General features: G+C 67.9%; 15 protein-coding genes. 11 read left to right on the forward strand and 4 right to left on the reverse strand.

What is annotated here, in order from left to right; genetic code table 11:
• Positions 1–147: 147 nt before the first annotated feature.
• Positions 148–588 carry a hypothetical protein gene (locus U0042_RS26575; protein ID WP_157977839.1) on the forward strand — a complete coding sequence of 147 codons (441 nt, stop codon included), beginning with the start codon at positions 148–150 and terminating at the stop codon, positions 586–588.
• Between the two features lie 129 nt (positions 589–717).
• Positions 718–2,370: a multicopper oxidase family protein gene (locus U0042_RS26580; RefSeq protein WP_114811536.1), complete on the forward strand. Its 1,653-nt coding sequence runs from the start codon at positions 718–720 to the stop codon at positions 2,368–2,370.
• A 157-nt stretch (positions 2,371–2,527) separates the two neighbouring features.
• Here the strand turns inward: U0042_RS26580 and U0042_RS26585 are convergent, their stop codons facing one another.
• The gene (locus tag U0042_RS26585; protein ID WP_232833407.1) at positions 2,528–2,755 is read right to left on the reverse strand and encodes a hypothetical protein; all 228 of its coding nucleotides are present in this window, start codon (positions 2,753–2,755) and stop codon (positions 2,528–2,530) included.
• Positions 2,756–2,884: 129 nt separating this feature from the next.
• Positions 2,885–4,705, reverse strand: a complete 1,821-nt coding sequence (locus U0042_RS26590; protein ID WP_114811538.1) for a SulP family inorganic anion transporter — start codon at positions 4,703–4,705, stop codon at positions 2,885–2,887.
• Positions 4,706–4,891: 186 nt separating this feature from the next.
• On the opposite strand from U0042_RS26590, the gene U0042_RS26595 reads away from it, so the two are divergent.
• From U0042_RS26595 to U0042_RS26605, 3 genes are all read left to right on the forward strand, one after another.
• On the forward strand, positions 4,892–5,869 hold the full coding sequence (locus U0042_RS26595; protein WP_114811539.1) for a chromate resistance protein ChrB domain-containing protein: 978 nt from the start codon (positions 4,892–4,894) through the stop codon (positions 5,867–5,869).
• On the forward strand, positions 5,866–7,050 hold the full coding sequence (locus U0042_RS26600) for a chromate transporter (RefSeq protein WP_114811540.1): 1,185 nt from the start codon (positions 5,866–5,868) through the stop codon (positions 7,048–7,050). Before U0042_RS26595 ends, U0042_RS26600 begins: the two co-directional genes overlap by 4 nt.
• Before the next feature lie 250 nt (positions 7,051–7,300).
• Positions 7,301–8,248 (forward strand): GlxA family transcriptional regulator, encoded by a 948-nt coding sequence (locus U0042_RS26605; RefSeq protein WP_114811541.1) that lies wholly within the window; start codon positions 7,301–7,303, stop codon positions 8,246–8,248.
• Positions 8,249–8,312: 64 nt separating this feature from the next.
• Here U0042_RS26605 and U0042_RS26610 read toward each other — a convergent pair whose 3' ends face one another.
• The gene (locus U0042_RS26610) at positions 8,313–9,269 is read right to left on the reverse strand and encodes a LysR substrate-binding domain-containing protein (RefSeq protein ID WP_114811542.1); all 957 of its coding nucleotides are present in this window, start codon (positions 9,267–9,269) and stop codon (positions 8,313–8,315) included.
• 121 nt (positions 9,270–9,390) lie between these two features.
• Between U0042_RS26610 and U0042_RS26615 the strand changes: the two genes are divergently transcribed.
• The 6 genes from U0042_RS26615 to araH all read left to right on the forward strand — a co-directional run bounded on the left by U0042_RS26615 (position 9,391) and on the right by araH (position 16,903).
• Positions 9,391–11,142 carry an IlvD/Edd family dehydratase gene (locus U0042_RS26615; RefSeq protein WP_114811543.1) on the forward strand — a complete coding sequence of 584 codons (1,752 nt, stop codon included), beginning with the start codon at positions 9,391–9,393 and terminating at the stop codon, positions 11,140–11,142.
• A 23-nt stretch (positions 11,143–11,165) separates the two neighbouring features.
• Complete coding sequence (locus U0042_RS26620; protein ID WP_114811544.1) at positions 11,166–12,095, forward strand: dihydrodipicolinate synthase family protein; 930 nt, start codon at positions 11,166–11,168, stop codon at positions 12,093–12,095.
• Positions 12,096–12,111: 16 nt separating this feature from the next.
• A complete protein-coding gene (locus U0042_RS26625) occupies positions 12,112–13,047 on the forward strand; it encodes a Gfo/Idh/MocA family protein (RefSeq protein WP_114811545.1) in 936 nt (311 codons plus the stop codon).
• 157 nt (positions 13,048–13,204) lie between these two features.
• Positions 13,205–14,209 carry an arabinose ABC transporter substrate-binding protein gene (locus U0042_RS26630; protein WP_114811546.1) on the forward strand — a complete coding sequence of 335 codons (1,005 nt, stop codon included), beginning with the start codon at positions 13,205–13,207 and terminating at the stop codon, positions 14,207–14,209.
• Between the two features lie 38 nt (positions 14,210–14,247).
• Positions 14,248–15,789 carry an L-arabinose ABC transporter ATP-binding protein AraG gene (gene araG / locus U0042_RS26635; protein ID WP_419150468.1) on the forward strand — a complete coding sequence of 514 codons (1,542 nt, stop codon included), beginning with the start codon at positions 14,248–14,250 and terminating at the stop codon, positions 15,787–15,789.
• Positions 15,790–15,868: 79 nt separating this feature from the next.
• Complete coding sequence (araH, locus tag U0042_RS26640; protein WP_114811548.1) at positions 15,869–16,903, forward strand: L-arabinose ABC transporter permease AraH; 1,035 nt, start codon at positions 15,869–15,871, stop codon at positions 16,901–16,903.
• Here the strand turns inward: araH and U0042_RS26645 are convergent.
• Positions 16,803–17,390 carry a CapA family protein gene (locus U0042_RS26645; RefSeq protein WP_269814046.1) on the reverse strand — a complete coding sequence of 196 codons (588 nt, stop codon included), beginning with the start codon at positions 17,388–17,390 and terminating at the stop codon, positions 16,803–16,805. The genes araH and U0042_RS26645 overlap by 101 nt on opposite strands.
• Between the last annotated feature and the right edge of the window lie 209 nt (positions 17,391–17,599).

The following is a 17,599-nucleotide window of genomic DNA, read 5'->3' on the forward strand; positions in this document are numbered from 1 at the left end:
CCACCGCCGCGTCGGCGGGCAATGCGTCAAATGCGCGCCGGCCACATCGGCGGGGTCGCATCCATGTGGGTTGAGCGATAATCCGGCATCTGCTCATCTTCCCGCTTGACTTCCTCGATACGTCCGATGAACCGCTGGCGCGTGCTATTGCTGATCCTGCTGCTGACCGGGGCAAGCCTGCTGCTGCGCCCCGCGACGGCCGCATGGGCGCGTGCGGTCGTTATGCCTTGCGAGGCGCAGCAGCTGTGCACGGCGCCAGCCGTGTCTTCGCCCTCGGCGCACAGTGACGCGCACATGGCCGTGCCGGATGCGCGGCTCGCGCATCGTCACGCCGTGGCCGCCACGGCAATCGACGATTCGGCGAACGCTCCGCATGGCGTTTGCCCAGGGAGCGGCCATTGCCACGTGGCCGGGCAGTGCGCCGGGATGGCCGCCGCCTGTTGTACCGCCGCGGCGGCGCCCGGCTTCCGCTTCCCCGCGGGCCCCACGAAAGTCGCGGTGCTGCGCGCCTCGCCGCCGCGCTCCGACGCGGCCTCCCATTTCTTCACGGACGGCATCGAACGTCCGCCCCGGCTTTTCCTTGCCTGAACGTCCTGGCCGTCGCTGACGGCCTGTCGCCGCTTGCTGCCGCTTGCCGCCGCCAGTTGCCGCTTGTCGGTCATGAGGTCGCCCGATCGTCGGGCCGCCCTGTCCATTCATGTCAAGGAAAGCATCATCATGAAGCGCTTCAACGACGCGCACGTCGCGTCTCTCAACACGTCCGGTTCCACTCGCCTCGCCGACAACGCTGCGAGCCGCCGACGGTTCATTACTACTACGCTCGCCGGCGCCGCCGCGCTCGCGCTGTATCCGGCACGCCTGCCGCGCGTCTGGGCGGCCGAGCCTGCCGCCGCTTCGGCGTCGGCATCCACGCCTGCCGCCACAGGGGCGCCGACGCCGCTTGCCGTCGTGCGCCGCACGATCGAGGTGAACGGCCGCGCCGCGAGCGTCTACGGCGTCGTTCAGCCGAATGGCGCGCACGGCATCCGGTTGACCGCGGGCGATGCGTTCGACGTCGCGCTGCGCAACGACACCGACGACGCCACGCTCATCCACTGGCACGGCCTCACGCCGCCGTGGAATCAGGACGGCGTGCCGGACGCGCCCATGCCGCTTCTCGCGGCACGCGCCCAGCAGACCTATCGCTTCCCGGTGAACGCGCCCGGCACCTACTGGATGCACGCGCACACGTTGCAGGAGCAGCAGTTGCTTGCGGCGCCGCTGATCGTTGCCGACCCGGCCGACAGCCGTCGCGACGAACAGGAGGTGGTCGTCATGCTGCACGACTTTTCGTTCAAGTCGCCGGAAGAACTGCTGGCCGGCCTCACGAAGGGCGGCCAGCAGGGCGCCGCCGCGAACGCGCCGGCAGGCCACGGTGCCATGAGCGGCCAGGGCGCCATGGGGAGCGCGCACGCGGCAGGCGGCATGAACATGAGCGGCATGCAGATGCAGAACCCGTCATCGACCCACGGCACGATGGCCGGCATGGACATGGGCGACATGGGGCACATGGGCGACATGAGCGCCGGCATGCCGATGGACCTCAACGACATCGACTACGACGCCTATCTCGCCAACGAGCGCACGCTCGCCGATCCCGAAATCGTGAAGGTGGAGCGGGGCGGGCGGGTGCGTCTGCGCATCATCAACGGCGCGACGGCCACGGCGTTTACGGTGGATCTGGGCGGCCTCAGCGGCGCGCTGATCGCGGTGGACGGTCAACCCGTGCAACCCGTGATGGGCCGCCGGTTCCCGGTCAGCATGGGGCAGCGCATCGACGTTCGCCTGCAGTTGCCGAGCGAGGCGCGTGCGTTCCCGATTCTCGCGCTGCGCGAAGGCGCGAGGGAGCGCACCGGCATCGTTCTGCAGCCCGCCGGCGCGCCGGTGCGCAAGATGGCGGCCACGGGCAGCGCCGCAGGGCCGGTGCTCGACCTCGCGCTGGAATCCAGGCTGCGTGCCGCCGCGCCGCTCCTGCAACGGCGCCCAGCCAACACCTTCAAGATGACGCTCATGGGCGACATGGCGGCCTACCGCTGGGCGCTCGCCACGCAGCCGCGCATCGAGGTGGAGCGCGGCGAGCGCGTCGAAGTGACGATGCGCAATGCGAGCATGATGGCGCACCCCATGCACCTGCACGGTCACCACTTCCAGGTGGTCGCCATCGACGGCCGTCGCTTCAATGGCGCCGTGCGCGACACCGTGCTGCTGCCGCCGGGACGCTCGGTGACGATTGCCGTCGACGCCAACAACCCCGGGCAATGGGCGTTTCACTGCCACCACCTGTACCACATGGCGGCGGGCATGATGACCACCTTCGCGTATCGCGCGTAGCGCCCTGGCCCCGGGCGAATCCATCAAGCCAGGGCGGCGGCCATTTTTCCCCGCCCAAAACGAAGCCGGCCTCGCCAGGAAGGGTTCCTGGGAGGCCGGCGTACTGTCGGTCAAGACGGCATCGGCTTCGCTCGCCTCATCGGCGAGCCCGCCGTGCTCAGGCCGTGACGTTGATCGTCGTGCCGATGGTCTGACCGCTTGCGTTCACGACGGGCGGTTGCGTCTGCGGTTGAGCCTGCACCGCTTTGGCGCCGCTGTCGTCGGCATCGCCGTCGATATCCGGGCCGACTTCCTGTGCTTCGTTCCCCGTGGACGCGTAACGTGCCGACTGCTGGGCAGCCTGCATGGACATAGCGACCGGATTGCCAATTGAAGAGATGGTCATTGCGCACCTGTTTTATGAATGGAAAATGACTCACCGCGCCGGAGCGACCTTTAACTCCTGCTTTCACGACCGATGGCCCAGGCGCGAGAGGGTCGCCTGCATCGTACGGACGCGCTGCTGAAGGGAACCTTAAGGACGCGCGCGACGTTCATCCTGCCCACCCGCCGCCGGTTGTTCCGGATTGCCCTTCGTCCGCTTCGTCTGCTCGCCATGCCGCCGCCGTGCCGCGAGGCAATGTTCCACCGCCTCGCTCACCGTCGCGAAAAACGGCGTGCGGCTGCCGAAGCGGCCGAACATGCCGTAGGCGCGCAGCCAGTCCTTGACCGGCCCCTTCATCTCCGCAAAGCAGAGCCGGATGCCCTCGGCCTCCAGTTCGTCGCGCAAGGCGTCGAGCACGTCGGCGGCCGTCACGTCGATGTCGGTGATCGGCTCGGCGGCCACGATCGCCCATTCCACCTTCGTGGGCGAGCCGGCAATGGCGCGGCGCAGATGGTCCGCGAAGATGTTCGCGTTGGCGAAGAAAAGCGGCGCGTCCCAGCGGAACAGCACGAGCCCGGGCAACTGCTGCGCCTCGGGATGGCGGCTCACGTCGTGGTAGCCGCGCATGCCGGTGACGCGGCCCAGCACGGCGTCGTAGGGATGCCACGCGCGCCACACGAACGAGAGCAGCGCGAGCCCCACCGACAGAAAAATGCCCTGAATCACGCCGAGCAGCACGACGCCCGCGAAGCACAGCATCGACACCGCGAACTCGCTGCGCCGGGTGCGAAAGAGCCGCGCCACGTTGCGGATTTCCACGATGCCCACCGACGCGCAGATCACGATGGCCGCCAGCGCCGAATACGGCATGTGGGCCAGCAGCGCGGGCGCGGCGAGCAGCAGCGCGGCCATGCAGGCGGCGGCCACGAGGCCCGTCACCTGCGTCTGCGCGCCGGCCGCCTGCGCCACGGGCGTGCGCGACGAACTGCTGCTCACCGGGCATCCCTGGAACAGCCCGGCCAGCAGATTCGCCGCGCCCAGTGCGATCAGCTCCTGGTTGCGGTTGGCTTCGGTGTCGGTGCGCGGCGCGAACGCGCGCGACAACACGCTGATGTCGGCGAACGAGACGAGCGCGATGGCGATCGCGCCGCCCGCGAGTCCGCCGATCTCGGCAAGCGTGAGCGCGGGCCATTGCGGGCGCCCCCCAACGGACGGCAGCGCGCCGATCACGGCGAGCGGCAACCGGCGTTCGTCGTGCAGCCACCAGCCGGCAAGCGCGGCCGCGGCGCAGACCAGCAGCATGCCGGGCAGCGACGGCGCGACCCTGCGCAGCACCATGATCGCGACGATGCACGACACGCCGATGGCCGCGGCGGCCACGTTGGCCTCGCCGTCGGCCACGCCGTGCACCACGTGCAGTAGCGAGCCCGCGAACGTGTGGCTGCCGCCGTCGAGCCCCAGCAGCCGCGGCAACTGGCTCGCGGCGAGCGTCACGGCAATGCCGTTCAGATAGCCATAGCGGATGGGCTGCGAGAGCAGGTCGGAGACGAAGCCGAAGCGCAGCAGGCCGAACAACACGCAGACGGCGCCGGCCATGACGGCCAGCATGGCGGCGAGCGCCACGGTGTGGCCGGCGTCGCCGTGGGCGAGCGGCAGCACGGTCGCGGCGATGAGCGCGGCGAGCGCGGAGTCGGGACCGAGCACGAGGATGCGGCTCGGCCCGAACACGGCGTAACCGACGAGCGCCGCAATCGTGGCATAGAGCCCGGCCATGACGGGCAGGCCCGACGCCTCCGCATAGCTCATGCCGACCGGAATCAGCACCGCCGTCAGGGCGAGGCCGGCAAAGAGGTCTTTGGCGAACCACGCGCGCTGGTAGCCGCGCAGCATGGCGACGCCCGGCACCCAGCGGTCGAGACGCGACGCACTGCGCGCGGCGCCGGAGGGCAAGGGCGGTTCGGAACGGGGCATGGTCAGGCGGAGCGTATGGGGCGGCTCATGAGCAGTCGGGAATATCACCACATTAGGTCATCGGGGCTTGTGCATCCGCTTGACCTGCATCATTCGGGGCGGCGCGCCGGCACGGCCCCGCGCCGTCCTGCGGGACTGGACGAAGTTAACTTGTATTAATATCAACATGAACGTAGCATCATCGACATGAAAACATCGTCGACCTGGTTGCTGCTCGTCCTCACGCTGCCCACCGAAAACGCGACGGCGCGCATGCGCTTCTATCGCGCGCTGAAGGCGAAGGGCTGCGGGGTGCTGCGCGACGGCGTTTATCTTCTGCCCGACAGCGCGCCGCACGAAGCCATGCTGCGCGACCTGGCCGACGCCATTGCGGCAAGCGGCGGCACGGCGCACCTGCTGCGGTTGCCGGGCCTCGACGCGGCCCAGGAGGACGAATTCCGCACGTTGTTCGACCGCGCAGGCGAGTACGAGACGTTCGTTCGCACGCTGGCCGAGGCGCGCAAGACGGTCGCGGGGCAGCCGGCCGCCGGCCTGACCCGGCTGCTGCGCCGCCTGCGCAAGGACTACGAGACGATCCAGGCTATCGACTACTTCCCGGGCGAGGCCGCCACGCGTGCCGAGGCGGCCTGGCAGGATTTCGTCGGCCTCGTCGATACGGTGCTCGCGCCCGGTGAGCCGCATCGGGCCGAAGGCGCGATTCTGCGGCGTTTGCCGGACGCCTACCAGGGCCGCCTCTGGGCCACGCGCCGGCGGATGTGGGTGGATCGCGTGGCGAGCGCCTGGCTCATCCGGCGCTTCATCGACACCCAGTCGCGGTTCCTCTGGCTCACGTCGCCCGAGGCATGCCCCGAGGACGCCGTGGGCTTCGACTTCGACGGCGCCGCGTTCACGCACGTGGGCGAGTGTGTGACGTTCGAAGTGCTGCTCGCGAGCTTCGGCTTCGACGACGACCCCGCGTTGCTGCGGCTCGGCGAAATCGTGCACGCGCTCGACGTGGGCGGCCCCGCCGCGCCGGAGGCCGCCGGCTTCGAAGCGGTGATGGCCGGCACGCGCGAGCGCGTCGAGAACGACGATCAACTGCTCGAACAGATGAGCCCCGTTCTGGATGCGCTTTATACGCACTTCGCGGCAAGCGCGAAGGAAAGTTCAGGGAGGCGTTCATGAGCATCGTCACCACTGCGGCGCCCGCCTATTCGCTGGGTCAGCTCGTCCGCTACATGCTGCGCCTCGGCACGTTGGGCTTCGGCGGCCCCGTGGCGCTTGCGGGCTATATGCGCCGTGATCTCGTCGAGCGGCTGGGGTGGATTTCCGAATCCGACTACAAGGAGGGCCTCGCGCTCGCGCAACTCGCGCCGGGACCGCTCGCCGCCCAGCTCGCGATGTACCTGGGTTATGTGCATTACCGGATCTGGGGCGCAACGCTCGTCGGGTTTGCGTTCGTCCTGCCGTCGTTCGTGATGGTGGTGGCGCTCGGCTGGGCGTACGCGCACTTCGGCGGCCTCGCGTGGATGCAGGCGGTGTTCTACGGCGTGGGCGCGGCGGTGGTCGGCATCATCGCCATGAGCGCCGCGCGGCTCACGTTGAAGACGGTGGGCAAAGACCGGCTGCTGTGGGCCATCTATCTGACGCTCGCGGTCGTCACGTTCGTGACCGAATCCGAGATCGCCTGGCTTTTCATCGCCGGCGGACTGATTGGCTGGTTCTGGCGCGCGCCGCCGCAATGGCTGCACAAAGGCGGCATCCAGGCCGTTGCCGCGGCGAACCTGCCGGCAGGCGCGGGAATCGTCGCGGGATTCGACTGGCCGCTGCTCGCGCAGATCGGCGGCTTTTTCATGAAGGCGGGCGCCTTCGTCTTCGGGTCGGGACTCGCGATCGTGCCGTTCCTGTATGGCGGCGTCGTGACCCAGCACCACTGGCTCAACGACAGGCAATTCGTCGACGCCGTCGCCGTCGCGATGATCACGCCCGGTCCCGTCGTCATCACGGTGGGCTTCATCGGCTACCTCGTGGCGGGGCTGCCGGGCGCCGTCGTTGCGGCACTCGGCACGTTCCTGCCGTGCTATCTGTTCACCGTGGTTCCTGCGCCGTATTTCAAGAAGTACGGCCGGTTGCCCGCGGTAAAGGCCTTCGTCGACGGCATTACCGCCGCCGCGGTGGGCGCCATCACGGGTTCGGTGATCGTGATCGCGAAGCGCTCGATTGTCGACGTGCCAACGCTTGCCATCGGCCTCGTCACGGTCGTCTTGCTGTGGCGCTTCAAGAAGCTTCAGGAACCAGTGGTCGTCACGGCGGCGGCGCTCCTCGGGCTCGTGATCTATCCGCTTCTTCATTCGCACGCGCTTTGATCCGCGCGAAGGCGAGGGCCGCAGCCGGAGGCGCCATGAAACCCGCGGGCAAGGCAAGGGACGAGGCGGCCCCGGCGGGCGTGGCGAACGCACGGATCCGGCAACGCACCGCGTCTACTTCCCGCTCAGGAATGTCGGCGGCCAGCGGGTGCTGCGCGTGATGGTGCGCAAATGGCTGGAATAACGTCTATGATCACGTTTCCAGACACACGCACGTACAAGCGCACACCCAGGCGCACGGAGCACTCGCATGCATCGCATCGGCTATCTGCTGTCCGACGGGTTTCAGATCATGGCGCTCGCCACCCAGGCGGTGTTCGAGTACGCCAACGAGACCGCGGGCAGCCCCTTCTACACGATGGAGCACTACTCGGTTGAGGGAGGCGAGGTGCGGTCGTCGATTGGCCTCGCCGTCGGCACGCGCGCGGCGGGGCCGCGCACCCAGGCGGACACGTGGATCGTGGCCGGCGTGAGCGATCCGGTGGCCATGCCCGCCCGACCCGACGTGCTCGCCTTCCTCCGTAAAGCCGCTGGACGTGCACGTCGCGTCGCGGCCATCTGCACGGGCGGTTTCGTGCTGGCGCAAGCCGGCCTGCTGGACGGACGCCGCGCCACCACGCACTGGGCTTTCGCCCGCGAGATGGAGGCGCGTTTTCCCGACATTCACGTGGAAGCCGACCGGATCTTCATCATCGACGGCTCGCTCTGGACGTCGGCGGGCATGACGGCCGGACTCGATCTCGCGCTCGGCATGGTGGAAAAGGACCTGGGCGCCGAGGTGGCGCGCTCGGTCGCGCACAAACTTGTCATGCACCAGCGGCGTGCGGGCGGGCAGTCCCAGCATTCGGAGATGCTCGACCTCGCGCCGAAGTCCGACCGTATCCAGAACGCGCTGAACTACGCGCGCCAGAACCTGACGCGCCCGCTCACGGTGGAAGAGCTGGCCGCGGCGGTGCATCTGAGCGCGCGCCAGTTCAGCCGCGTGTTCACGATGGAAACGGGGCAATCGCCCGCGAAGGCCGTGGAGGGACTACGACTGGAAGCGGCCCGTCTCATGATCGAGCAGAGCCGGCATTCGCTCGACGTCATCGCCAAGGAAACCGGCTTTCGCGACCGCCGCCACCTGCGCGAGGCCTTCGTGCGCGGCTTCGGCGTGCCGCCGCAGGCGGTGCGGCGCGAAGCGCGCAGCGGGGCTTGAAGGCGTGCGGCTCGCGCTGACCTGCATCGAGTCCGCGTCAAACTCACGTCAAACCCAACCCACATCAAACCACGGCCGCCTCGCCGTAAGCCTCGCGGCTTGCCGCCCGCAACGCGTCCACCATCACGCCCGCCGCCGGCGAAAGCAGCCGGTCGGCCCGCGTGATGATGCCGAAGTCGTCCATCTGGCAGTTCATCTGTAGCGGCAGGATCTCCACCATGCCGTGGCCCGCGTAATAGCGTCCCACGTCTTCGGCAATCACCGCGATCATGTCGCTCTGTTCCAGCACGCGCGTAATGAAGAGCAGCGCCGAGGTCTCCACCACGTTCGACGGCGGCGCAAGGCTTGCGCGCTGGAACATCATGTCGAAGCGGTGGCGCAGCACGCTGCCGGCGGGCGGCACGACCCAGGCGAAGCGCTCCACGTCGGGCAGCGCCGCGGGCGCGCGGGCCAGCATGGGATGGCCGGGTCGCACCACGGCGCAGATCGGCTCGCCGGCGAGCGGCTCGTAGCGCAGTTGCAGGTCGTCGTGGTCGGCAGAAAGCCGCCCGAGCACCACGTCGAGCTTGTCTTGCGCAAGCCGCTCCAGCAACACGTTGCTTGCTTCGATCTCCACGGAAACGCGCATGTTCGCGTGGGTGCGCTTCACGGCCGCCACGGCCGCGGGCAAGAGGCGCACGCTGGGCGACGTGATGGCGCCCACGGCCACGTGGCCGAGCCGCCCGGCCTTGAGCGCCGTCAGTTCCTCCTGGGCCTGGTCGAGGCTTTCCAGCACCGCGCGGGCATGACGGATCAGGGCGTCGCCATAGAGCGTGGGCCGCATGCCGCGCGGCATGCGCTCGAACAGCACCGCACCCAGAAGTTCCTCCAGTTCGCGCAGTACCTTCGACGCCGCCGGCTGCGTCATATTGAGCGTGGCCGCCGCACGGTGGATGTTGCCCGTCTCCGCGAGCGCCACGACCAGCAACAACTGGCGTGTTTTCAGGCGGGTTCGGACGTAAGAGTGGCTTGTCTCCAGCATGGCGTAGGTATTTACACTAATGTCGAAATGGATATCGGAAACGTCTGGATTTTCATTGGAAGGTTATCAGACTTGTCCTTAAACTGTGCCGCATATTTCGCCTTGAGAACAAACAGAGACGATGTCGGCTTCGAAACCCAAACTGCGCTCCCAACAGTGGTTCGGCACCACGGACAAGAACGGCTTCATGTACCGAAGCTGGATGAAGAACCAGGGCATTCCGGACCACGAATTCGACGGCCGGCCCATCATTGGTATCTGCAATACGTGGTCGGAACTCACGCCGTGTAACGCGCACTTCCGCAAGCTGGCCGAACACGTCAAGCGCGGCATCTACGAAGCCGGCGGCTTCCCGGTGGAATTCCCGGTGTTCTCGAACGGCGAGTCGAACCTGCGGCCCACCGCCATGCTCACGCGCAACCTCGCGAGCATGGACGTGGAAGAGGCCATTCGCGGCAACCCCATCGACGCCGTCGTGCTGCTGGCCGGCTGCGACAAGACCACGCCCGCGCTCTTGATGGGCGCCGCGAGCTGCGACGTGCCGGCCATCGTCGTCTCGGGCGGCCCCATGCTCAACGGCAAGCTGGAAGGCAAGGACATCGGCTCCGGCACGGCGGTGTGGCAACTGCACGAGTCGCTGAAGGCGGGCGAGATCGACCTGCATCATTTCCTGTCCGCCGAAGCGGGCATGTCGCGCTCGGCGGGCACCTGCAACACGATGGGCACGGCCTCCACGATGGCGTGCATGGCCGAAGCGCTCGGCGTCACGCTGCCGCACAACGCCGCCATTCCCGCCGTGGACGCGCGCCGCTACGTGCTGGCCCACATGTCGGGCATCCGTATCGTCGAGATGGCGCTCGAAGGGCTCACGCTCTCGAAGCTGCTCACGCGCGGAGCGTTCGAAAACGCGATTCGCACCAACGCCGCCATCGGCGGTTCGACCAACGCCGTGATCCACCTGAAGGCGATTGCCGGCCGCATCGGCGTGCCGCTCGAACTGGAAGACTGGATGCGCATTGGCCGCAACACGCCGACCATCGTCGACCTGCTGCCCTCGGGCCGCTTCCTGATGGAAGAGTTCTATTACGCAGGCGGCCTGCCCGCCGTGCTGCGGCGCCTGGGCGAAGCGGGCCTGATTCCGCATCCCGACGCGCTCACGGCGAACGGCAAGACGCTGTGGGACAACGTGCGCACGGCGCCCAACTACAACGACGAAGTGATCCGCCCGCTCGACAAGCCGCTCATCGCGGACGGCGGCATCTGCATCCTGCGCGGCAACCTGGCGCCGCGCGGCGCGGTGCTCAAACCGTCGGCGGCCACGCCAGAACTGCTCAAGCATCGCGGCCGCGCCGTGGTGTTCGAAAACTTCGACCACTACAAGGCGACCATCAACGACGAGTCGCTCGACGTGGATGCGGATTCCGTGCTTGTCATGAAGAATTGCGGTCCGCGCGGCTATCCTGGCATGGCCGAAGTGGGCAACATGGGCCTGCCGCCCAAGCTCTTGCGGCAGGGCGTGAAGGACATGGTGCGAATTTCGGACGCCCGCATGAGCGGCACCGCTTACGGCACCGTGGTATTGCACGTGGCGCCCGAAGCCGCGGCGGGCGGCCCGCTCGCGGCGGTACGCACGGGCGACTGGATCGAGCTGGACTGCGACGCCGGCCGGCTGCATCTGGACATCAGCGACGAGGAACTGGCGCGGCGCCTGTCCGACGTCGATCCGCTCGCGGCGCCGGGCGTCGCCGAGCAGAGCGATCGCGGCGGCTATGCGCGCCTGTACGTCGACCACGTGCTGCAGGCCGACGAAGGCTGCGACCTCGACTTCCTCGTGGGCCAGCGCGGCTGCGCCGTGCCGCGTCATTCGCATTGAGGCATTGAGCAGGATTCCCAGCCATGAACACGAACGCGAAGCGTCCCTATAGCGGCATCTTCCCGGTGGTGCCGACCACGTTCACCGAGACCGGCGAACTCGATCTGGCCAGCCAGAAGCGCGCGGTCGACTTCATGATCGACGCCGGTTCGGACGGCCTGTGCATTCTCGCGAACTTCTCCGAGCAGTTCGCGCTGACCGACGACGAGCGCGAGACGCTCACGCGCACGATTCTCGAACACGTGGCGGGCCGCGTGCCCGTCATCGTGACCACGACGCACTACGGCACGCGCGTCGCCGCCGAGCGCAGCCGCCGCGCGCAGGACCAGGGCGCGGCCATGGTCATGCTGATGCCGCCGTATCACGGCGCCACCTTCCGCGTGCCCGAGCCGCAGATCTACGACTTCTACGCGCGCGTGTCCGACGCCATCGACATTCCCGTCATGATCCAGGACGCGCCGGCGAGCGGCACGGTGCTCTCCGCGCCGTTCCTTGCCCGCATGGCGCGCGAGATCGAGCACGTGGCGTACTTCAAGATCGAAACGCCGGGCGCCGCGAACAAGCTGCGCGAGCTGATCCGGCTGGGCGGCGAAGCCGTGGAAGGCCCGTGGGACGGCGAAGAGGCCATCACGCTGCTGGCCGACCTCAACGCGGGCGCGACGGGCTCCATGACGGGCGGCGGTTTTCCCGACGGCATCCGTCCGATCATCGAGGCGCATCGCGAAGGCCGCCTCGACGACGCCTTCACGCTCTATCAGCGCTGGCTGCCGCTCATCAATCACGAGAATCGCCAGGCTGGGCTGCTCGCCTGCAAGGCGCTCATGAAGGAGGGCGGCGTGATCGACTGCGAACTGCCGCGCCATCCGCTGCCGGCCATGCATCCCGAGACGCGTGCCGAACTCGTCGCCATTGCGCGCCGGCTCGATCCGCTCGTGCTGCGCTGGGCGAAGTAAGAACGCAAGAGCCACCATGACGACGAATTCGACCTACAGCATCGCCATCGCGGGCGTCGGCAAGATTGCCCGCGACCAGCATCTGCCCGCCATCGCGGCGCACAGCGGCTTCGACCTCGTGGCCTGTGCAAGCCGCCATGCCGAAGTGGACGGCGTGCGCAACTACAAGACCATCGAAGAACTGCTCGCCGCTGAAACCGGACTGGACGCCGTGTCGCTCTGCGCGCCGCCCCAGGTGCGCTACGCGCAGGCGCGCGCCGCGCTCGAAGCGGGCAAGCACGTGATGCTCGAAAAACCGCCCGGCGCGGGCGTGAGCGAAGTGGAAGCGCTGCGCGAACTCGCGAGCGCCCACAACCGCACGCTCTTCGCGACGTGGCACTCGCGCCATGCCAGCGCCGTGGAACCGGCGCGCGGCTGGCTCGCGCAACGCACCATTCGCGGCGTGCACGTGCGCTGGAAGGAAGACGTGCGCCGCTGGCATCCGGGCCAGCAATGGATCTGGGAACCGGGCGGCCTCGGCGTATTCGATCCGGGCATCAACGCGCTGTCCATCGTCACGCGCATCCTGCCGCGTGCGGTGCTGCTGCGCGCGGCTACGCTCTGGGTGCCCTCGGACGCCGCCACGCCGATCGCCGCTGAACTCGACTGCGTCGACACGCTCGGCGTGCCCGTGCGCGCCGAGTTCGACTGGCGTCACGGCCCGGTCGAGCAATGGGAAATCGACGTGGAAACCACCGATGGTCTGCTCTCGATCAGCGAAGGCGGCAAGCGCCTGTCGATCGGCGGCGAGCCGGTCGAACTGGGACCCGAGCGCGAGTATCCGTCGCTCTACGAACACTTTCACACGCTGATCGCCAACGGCGCGCACGACGTGGACGTGCGTCCGCTGCAACTGGTGGCCGACGCGTTCCTGCTCGGTCGTCAGGTGGAAGTGGAAGCGTTCGGCGGTTGAGCGGCCTCGCGCGGCAGCGCATGGCGCCGCGCGCGATGCCGAACAACGCAGGACAGAACAGAACAACCGAGGCAGCATCCACGCCCGAACCCATTGCATCAGTTGGACCCAGCTTGAAACAAACGGTTGAACAACAACCACTCACCAGGAGACTCGCATGACCCGCACCCTTCGCCGTCTGACCCTGCGCGCCGCGCTCGCCGCCATGTGCGTGGCGCCGCTCGGCATGCTCGCCACGGCCCAGGCCGACACGCCGCTCAAGATCGGCTTTCTTGTGAAGATGCCGGAGCAGGCATGGTTCATCAACGAGCAGAAGGCCGCCACGGCGCTCGGCAAGCAGGAAGGTTTTTCGGTGGTGAACATCGGCACGCCGGACGGTGAAAAAGTGCTGTCGGCCATCGACAACCTCGGCGCACAAGGCGCGCAAGGCTTCGTGATCTGCGCGCCGGACGTGCGCCTCGGACCGGCCATCGCCGCGCGCGCGAAGCGCTACAACATGAAGTTCGTGACGGTGGACGACCAGCTCGTCGACTCGTCGGGCAAGCCGCTCGCCACCGTGCCGCACCTCGGCATGTCGGCGTTCAAGATCGGCAATCAGGTAGGCCAGGCGATCTCCGACGAAATGAAGAAGCGCGGCTGGAAGCCCGAAGAAGTGGGCGCGCTGCGCGTGACCGACTACGAACTGCCCACGGCCAAGCTGCGCACCGACGGCGCCACGCAGACGCTGCTCGCCAACGGCTTCAAGAAGGAAAACATCTTCGACGCGCCGCAGAAGACCACCGACGACGAAGGCGGCTTCAACGCAGCGTCGCCCGTGCTCGCGCAGCATCCGAACATCAAGAAGTGGGTGGTGTTCGCGCTCAACGAGGAAACGGTGCTGGGCGCCGTGCGCGCCACGGAGCAGCTGCACATTCCGGCAGCCGACGTGATCGGTGTGGGCATCAACGGCGCGGGCGAAGCGTTTGCCGAGTTCCAGAAGAAGGAACCCACGGGCTTCTACGGCACCATCGCGGTGAGCTCCACGAACCACGGCAAGCAAAGCACGCAGAACCTCGTGGACTGGATCCGCAGCGGCAAGCAGCCGCCCGCCGACACGCAGACCACGGGCAAGCTGATGACGCGCGAAAACTGGCAGGCCGTGCGCACCGAGCTGGGCATTTAATCTGAAGGCGTGCGGGCAGGGATGCAATGACTGAAACGATGACTCAAGCAGGCGCGGCCGCCGCGCCTGCGCGTGACGGCGGCGAAGCGGCAGGGCGCGCTTACCTCGAGCTCGACGGGATCTCCGTGAGCTTTCCGGGCGTGCGCGCGCTCGACCGCGTGTCGCTCACGGTGCGCGCCGGCGAAGTGCTCGGCCTGATGGGCGAGAACGGCGCCGGCAAATCGACGCTGCTCAAGGTGCTCTCGGGCGTGAACCATCCGCAGGAAGGCACGTTGCGCTTAAACGGCGTGGAGCACCGCTTCGCGACCACGCGCGCCGCGCTGGATGCGGGCATCGCGATCATCTATCAGGAACTGCATCTCGTGCCCGAGCTGACGGTGGCGGAAAACCTGATGCTCGGGCAGTTGCCGAACCGGCTCGGCGTGGTGGACGAGCGCACGCTCGTCTCGCGCGCCATGGACGAATTGAAGCGCCTTGGCGAGCGCATCGACCCGAACACGCCGGTCAAGAATCTCTCCATCGGCCAGCGCCAGATGATCGAGATCGGCAAGGCGCTGATGCGCGACGCGCGCGTCATCGCCTTCGACGAACCGACGAGCTCGCTCTCGGCGCGCGAGACGGTGAACCTCTTTCGCATCATCAACGCGCTGCGCGCCGAAGGGCGCGCCATCATCTACGTCACCCACCGCATGGACGAGGTCTACGAGCTGTGCGACCGCGTGACGGTGTTTCGCGACGGCCGCCATATCGAGACGTTCGACGAGGTGGACGGACTCGAGCGCGACCGGCTGATCGCCTGCATGGTGGGGCGCTCGATTGCCGACGTGTACGGCTACCGGCCGCGCGAGGCGGGCGACGTGATGATCGAGGCGAAGGGCCTGATGGGCCCGGGCCTTGCCGAACCGGTCTCGTTTGCCGCGCGGCGCGGCGAGATCGTGGGCTTCTTCGGGCTGGTGGGCGCGGGGCGCTCCGAGCTCATGAAGCTGCTGTACGGCGCCGAGCGGCCGAGCGCGGGCCACGTCGAGCTGAACGGCCGGCGCGTGGCCTTTGCGAGCCCGCGCGACGCCGTGCGCGCCGGCATTGCGCTGTGCCCCGAAGACCGCAAGCAGGAAGGCATCGTGGCCATCGCATCGGTGGCGGACAACCTCAACATCAGCGCGCGGCGTCATTTCAGCCCCGCGCGCTTCCTGCTCAATGCGCGCCGCGAACGCGAGCTGGCGCAGGAATACATCGCGAAGCTCGCCATCAAGACGCGCAACGGCGACACGGCCATCGGCACGCTGTCGGGCGGCAACCAGCAGAAGGTGATCCTGTCGCGCTGGCTCGCCGAACGCATCGACGTGTTCCTGATGGACGAACCCACGCGCGGCATCGACGTGGGCGCGCGCGCGGAAATCTACAACCTGCTGTACGACCTGGCGGCGGCGGGGCGCACCGTCGTGATGGTGTCGAGCGACCTGGCCGAAGTGATCGGCGTGGCCGACCGCATCATCGTGATGCGCGAAGGCCGCATTGCCGGCACCGTGCCGAAGGCGCAGGCGAGCCCCGACGAACTGATCAAGCTGGCGCTGCCGCGCTAGCGCGCCGGCATTGCTGATTCACCCGCTGATTCACCCGGATTCTCCAGAGACCGGACGTACCACGAAACACGAACACGAGATGAGCCAAGCCATGCAACCCCAGGGCACTTCCTCCGTTACCGAACCGGCCGCCGACGCAGTTGCCGACGCCGCCGGCCCCATCACGCCCCGCAAGGCGCGCACGTGGGACGTCATCAACAAGTCGGGCATCGTGGTGGTGTTCGTCGTGCTGTTCGCGGTGCTCTCCGCGACCGTGCCCGACTTTCTCACCACCCGCAACATCCAGGGCCTGCTGCTCTCGGTCACGCTGATCGGCTCGATCGCGGTCACGATGATGTTCGTGCTCGCGCTCGGCGAGGTGGACCTTTCGGTCGCCTCCATCGTCGCGTTTTCGGGCGTGGTGGCGTCCACCGTCATCACGCAGTCGCATAGCGTGCTGCTCGGCATCGCGGCCGGCGTGCTGGCGGGCGGGGCGGTGGGCCTCGTGAACGGCGTGCTCATTGCGCGCTTCAAGATCAACTCGCTGATCGCGACGCTCGCCATGATGGAAGCGGTGCGCGGCCTCGCGTTCCTCACGTCGAACGGCGACGCGGTGATGATCTCGGAAGAGCGCTTCTTCGACCTGGGCGGCGGCTCGTTCCTCGGCATCTCGTTTCCGATCTGGAGCAACATCATCGGCTTCGTGGTGTTCGGCTTCCTGCTGAAGAAGACGGTGTTCGGCAAGAACGTGCTGGCGGTGGGCGGCAACAGCGAGGCGGCGTTGCTCGCGGGCTTGCCCGTGACGCGCATCAAGATCGTCGTGTTCGTGCTGCAAGGTCTCGTAACCGGCTTCGCGGGCGTGATGCTGGCCTCGCGCATGAGCCTCGGCGACCCGAAGACGTCCGTGGGCCTGGAGCTGGGCGTGATCTCGGCGTGCGTGCTGGGCGGCGTGTCGCTGACGGGCGGCGTCGCGACCATCTCGGGCGTGCTGGTGGGCGTGCTCATCATGGGCGCGGTGCAGGACGCCATGAGCCTCATGAACGTGCCGACGTTCTATCAATACCTGATTCGCGGCGGCATCCTGCTGCTCGCGGTGCTGTTCGACCAGTTCCGGCGCAGCCGCCGGGCGGTTTGAGGCGCGTCGCCGAAGCGGCAACTGAAGCGCCCTCAAGAGCCCACTGAAGCGGCTGGCGTTCCGACTTACCCGCGCCCAGCACGTTTTCTTCTCCCTCCGCGCGTTCGATCCGCTCCACGCGCACCCCGAAACGCTCGCCTTGCTGCGCGAGCGTTTCGCGCAACCAGGCCACGTCTTCGTCGAGTGCATGCGCCAGCCGGACATGACGGATGCGCATGGGCACCGCTTCCGGTCCACCGAGCAGACCCGTGGCCGCATCCAGCACCGGAAAGTACATCAGCGTCAGGTCGGGCCGGTACGGCGCGTGGCCCGGAATGCCCTCGTAATCGTCCAGAAAGTCGCCGCAGCCGTAGAACACCGGTTTGCCGCGATACACCTCGATAGCCCGCAAGTGACGCGACGAGTGGCCGTGGATTACATCCGCTCCGGATTGACGATGCGCACGTGCGGCGCGCGCTGCGCCCGCACGGCGAGCGCGTCGCGGCACGCTGCGCGCCAACGTTCGGGGCGGGGATCGGGTTCAGCTTCGTATCGAGCGTCGGTTCGGGCTTCATGTGCACGTCCGGCAGGCCGCTGCGGACCAGCGTGGGAACGGTTTGCCCGCGGTCGTTGATCTGAGTCAATTGAAACGCCTGCGCGCCCGCCACAATCGTCCGATCTGTTTCGCATCGGATCGTGGCGGCACCCGCCGAACCA

This window comes from Paraburkholderia kururiensis (assembly GCF_034424375.1).
GTDB classification, from domain to species: domain Bacteria; phylum Pseudomonadota; class Gammaproteobacteria; order Burkholderiales; family Burkholderiaceae; genus Paraburkholderia; species Paraburkholderia kururiensis_A.

Bases quoted from the DNA above. Each gene is read 5' to 3' on its own strand.
- araH (WP_114811548.1), top strand. From the start codon at position 15,869: ATGAGCCAAGCCATGCAACCCCAGGGCACTTCCTCCGTTACCGAACCG.
- U0042_RS26600 (WP_114811540.1), top strand. From the start codon at position 5,866: ATGAGCATCGTCACCACTGCGGCGCCCGCCTATTCGCTGGGTCAGCTC.
- U0042_RS26605 (WP_114811541.1), top strand. From the start codon at position 7,301: ATGCATCGCATCGGCTATCTGCTGTCCGACGGGTTTCAGATCATGGCG.
- U0042_RS26625 (WP_114811545.1), top strand. From the start codon at position 12,112: ATGACGACGAATTCGACCTACAGCATCGCCATCGCGGGCGTCGGCAAG.
- U0042_RS26595 (WP_114811539.1), top strand. From the start codon at position 4,892: ATGAAAACATCGTCGACCTGGTTGCTGCTCGTCCTCACGCTGCCCACC.
- U0042_RS26630 (WP_114811546.1), top strand. From the start codon at position 13,205: ATGACCCGCACCCTTCGCCGTCTGACCCTGCGCGCCGCGCTCGCCGCC.
- U0042_RS26590 (WP_114811538.1), bottom strand. From the start codon at position 4,705: ATGCCCCGTTCCGAACCGCCCTTGCCCTCCGGCGCCGCGCGCAGTGCG.
- U0042_RS26620 (WP_114811544.1), top strand. From the start codon at position 11,166: ATGAACACGAACGCGAAGCGTCCCTATAGCGGCATCTTCCCGGTGGTG.
- U0042_RS26580 (WP_114811536.1), top strand. From the start codon at position 718: ATGAAGCGCTTCAACGACGCGCACGTCGCGTCTCTCAACACGTCCGGT.
- U0042_RS26610 (WP_114811542.1), bottom strand. From the start codon at position 9,269: ATGCTGGAGACAAGCCACTCTTACGTCCGAACCCGCCTGAAAACACGC.
- araG (WP_419150468.1), top strand. From the start codon at position 14,248: ATGACTCAAGCAGGCGCGGCCGCCGCGCCTGCGCGTGACGGCGGCGAA.
- U0042_RS26615 (WP_114811543.1), top strand. From the start codon at position 9,391: ATGTCGGCTTCGAAACCCAAACTGCGCTCCCAACAGTGGTTCGGCACC.
- U0042_RS26585 (WP_232833407.1), bottom strand. From the start codon at position 2,755: ATGACCATCTCTTCAATTGGCAATCCGGTCGCTATGTCCATGCAGGCT.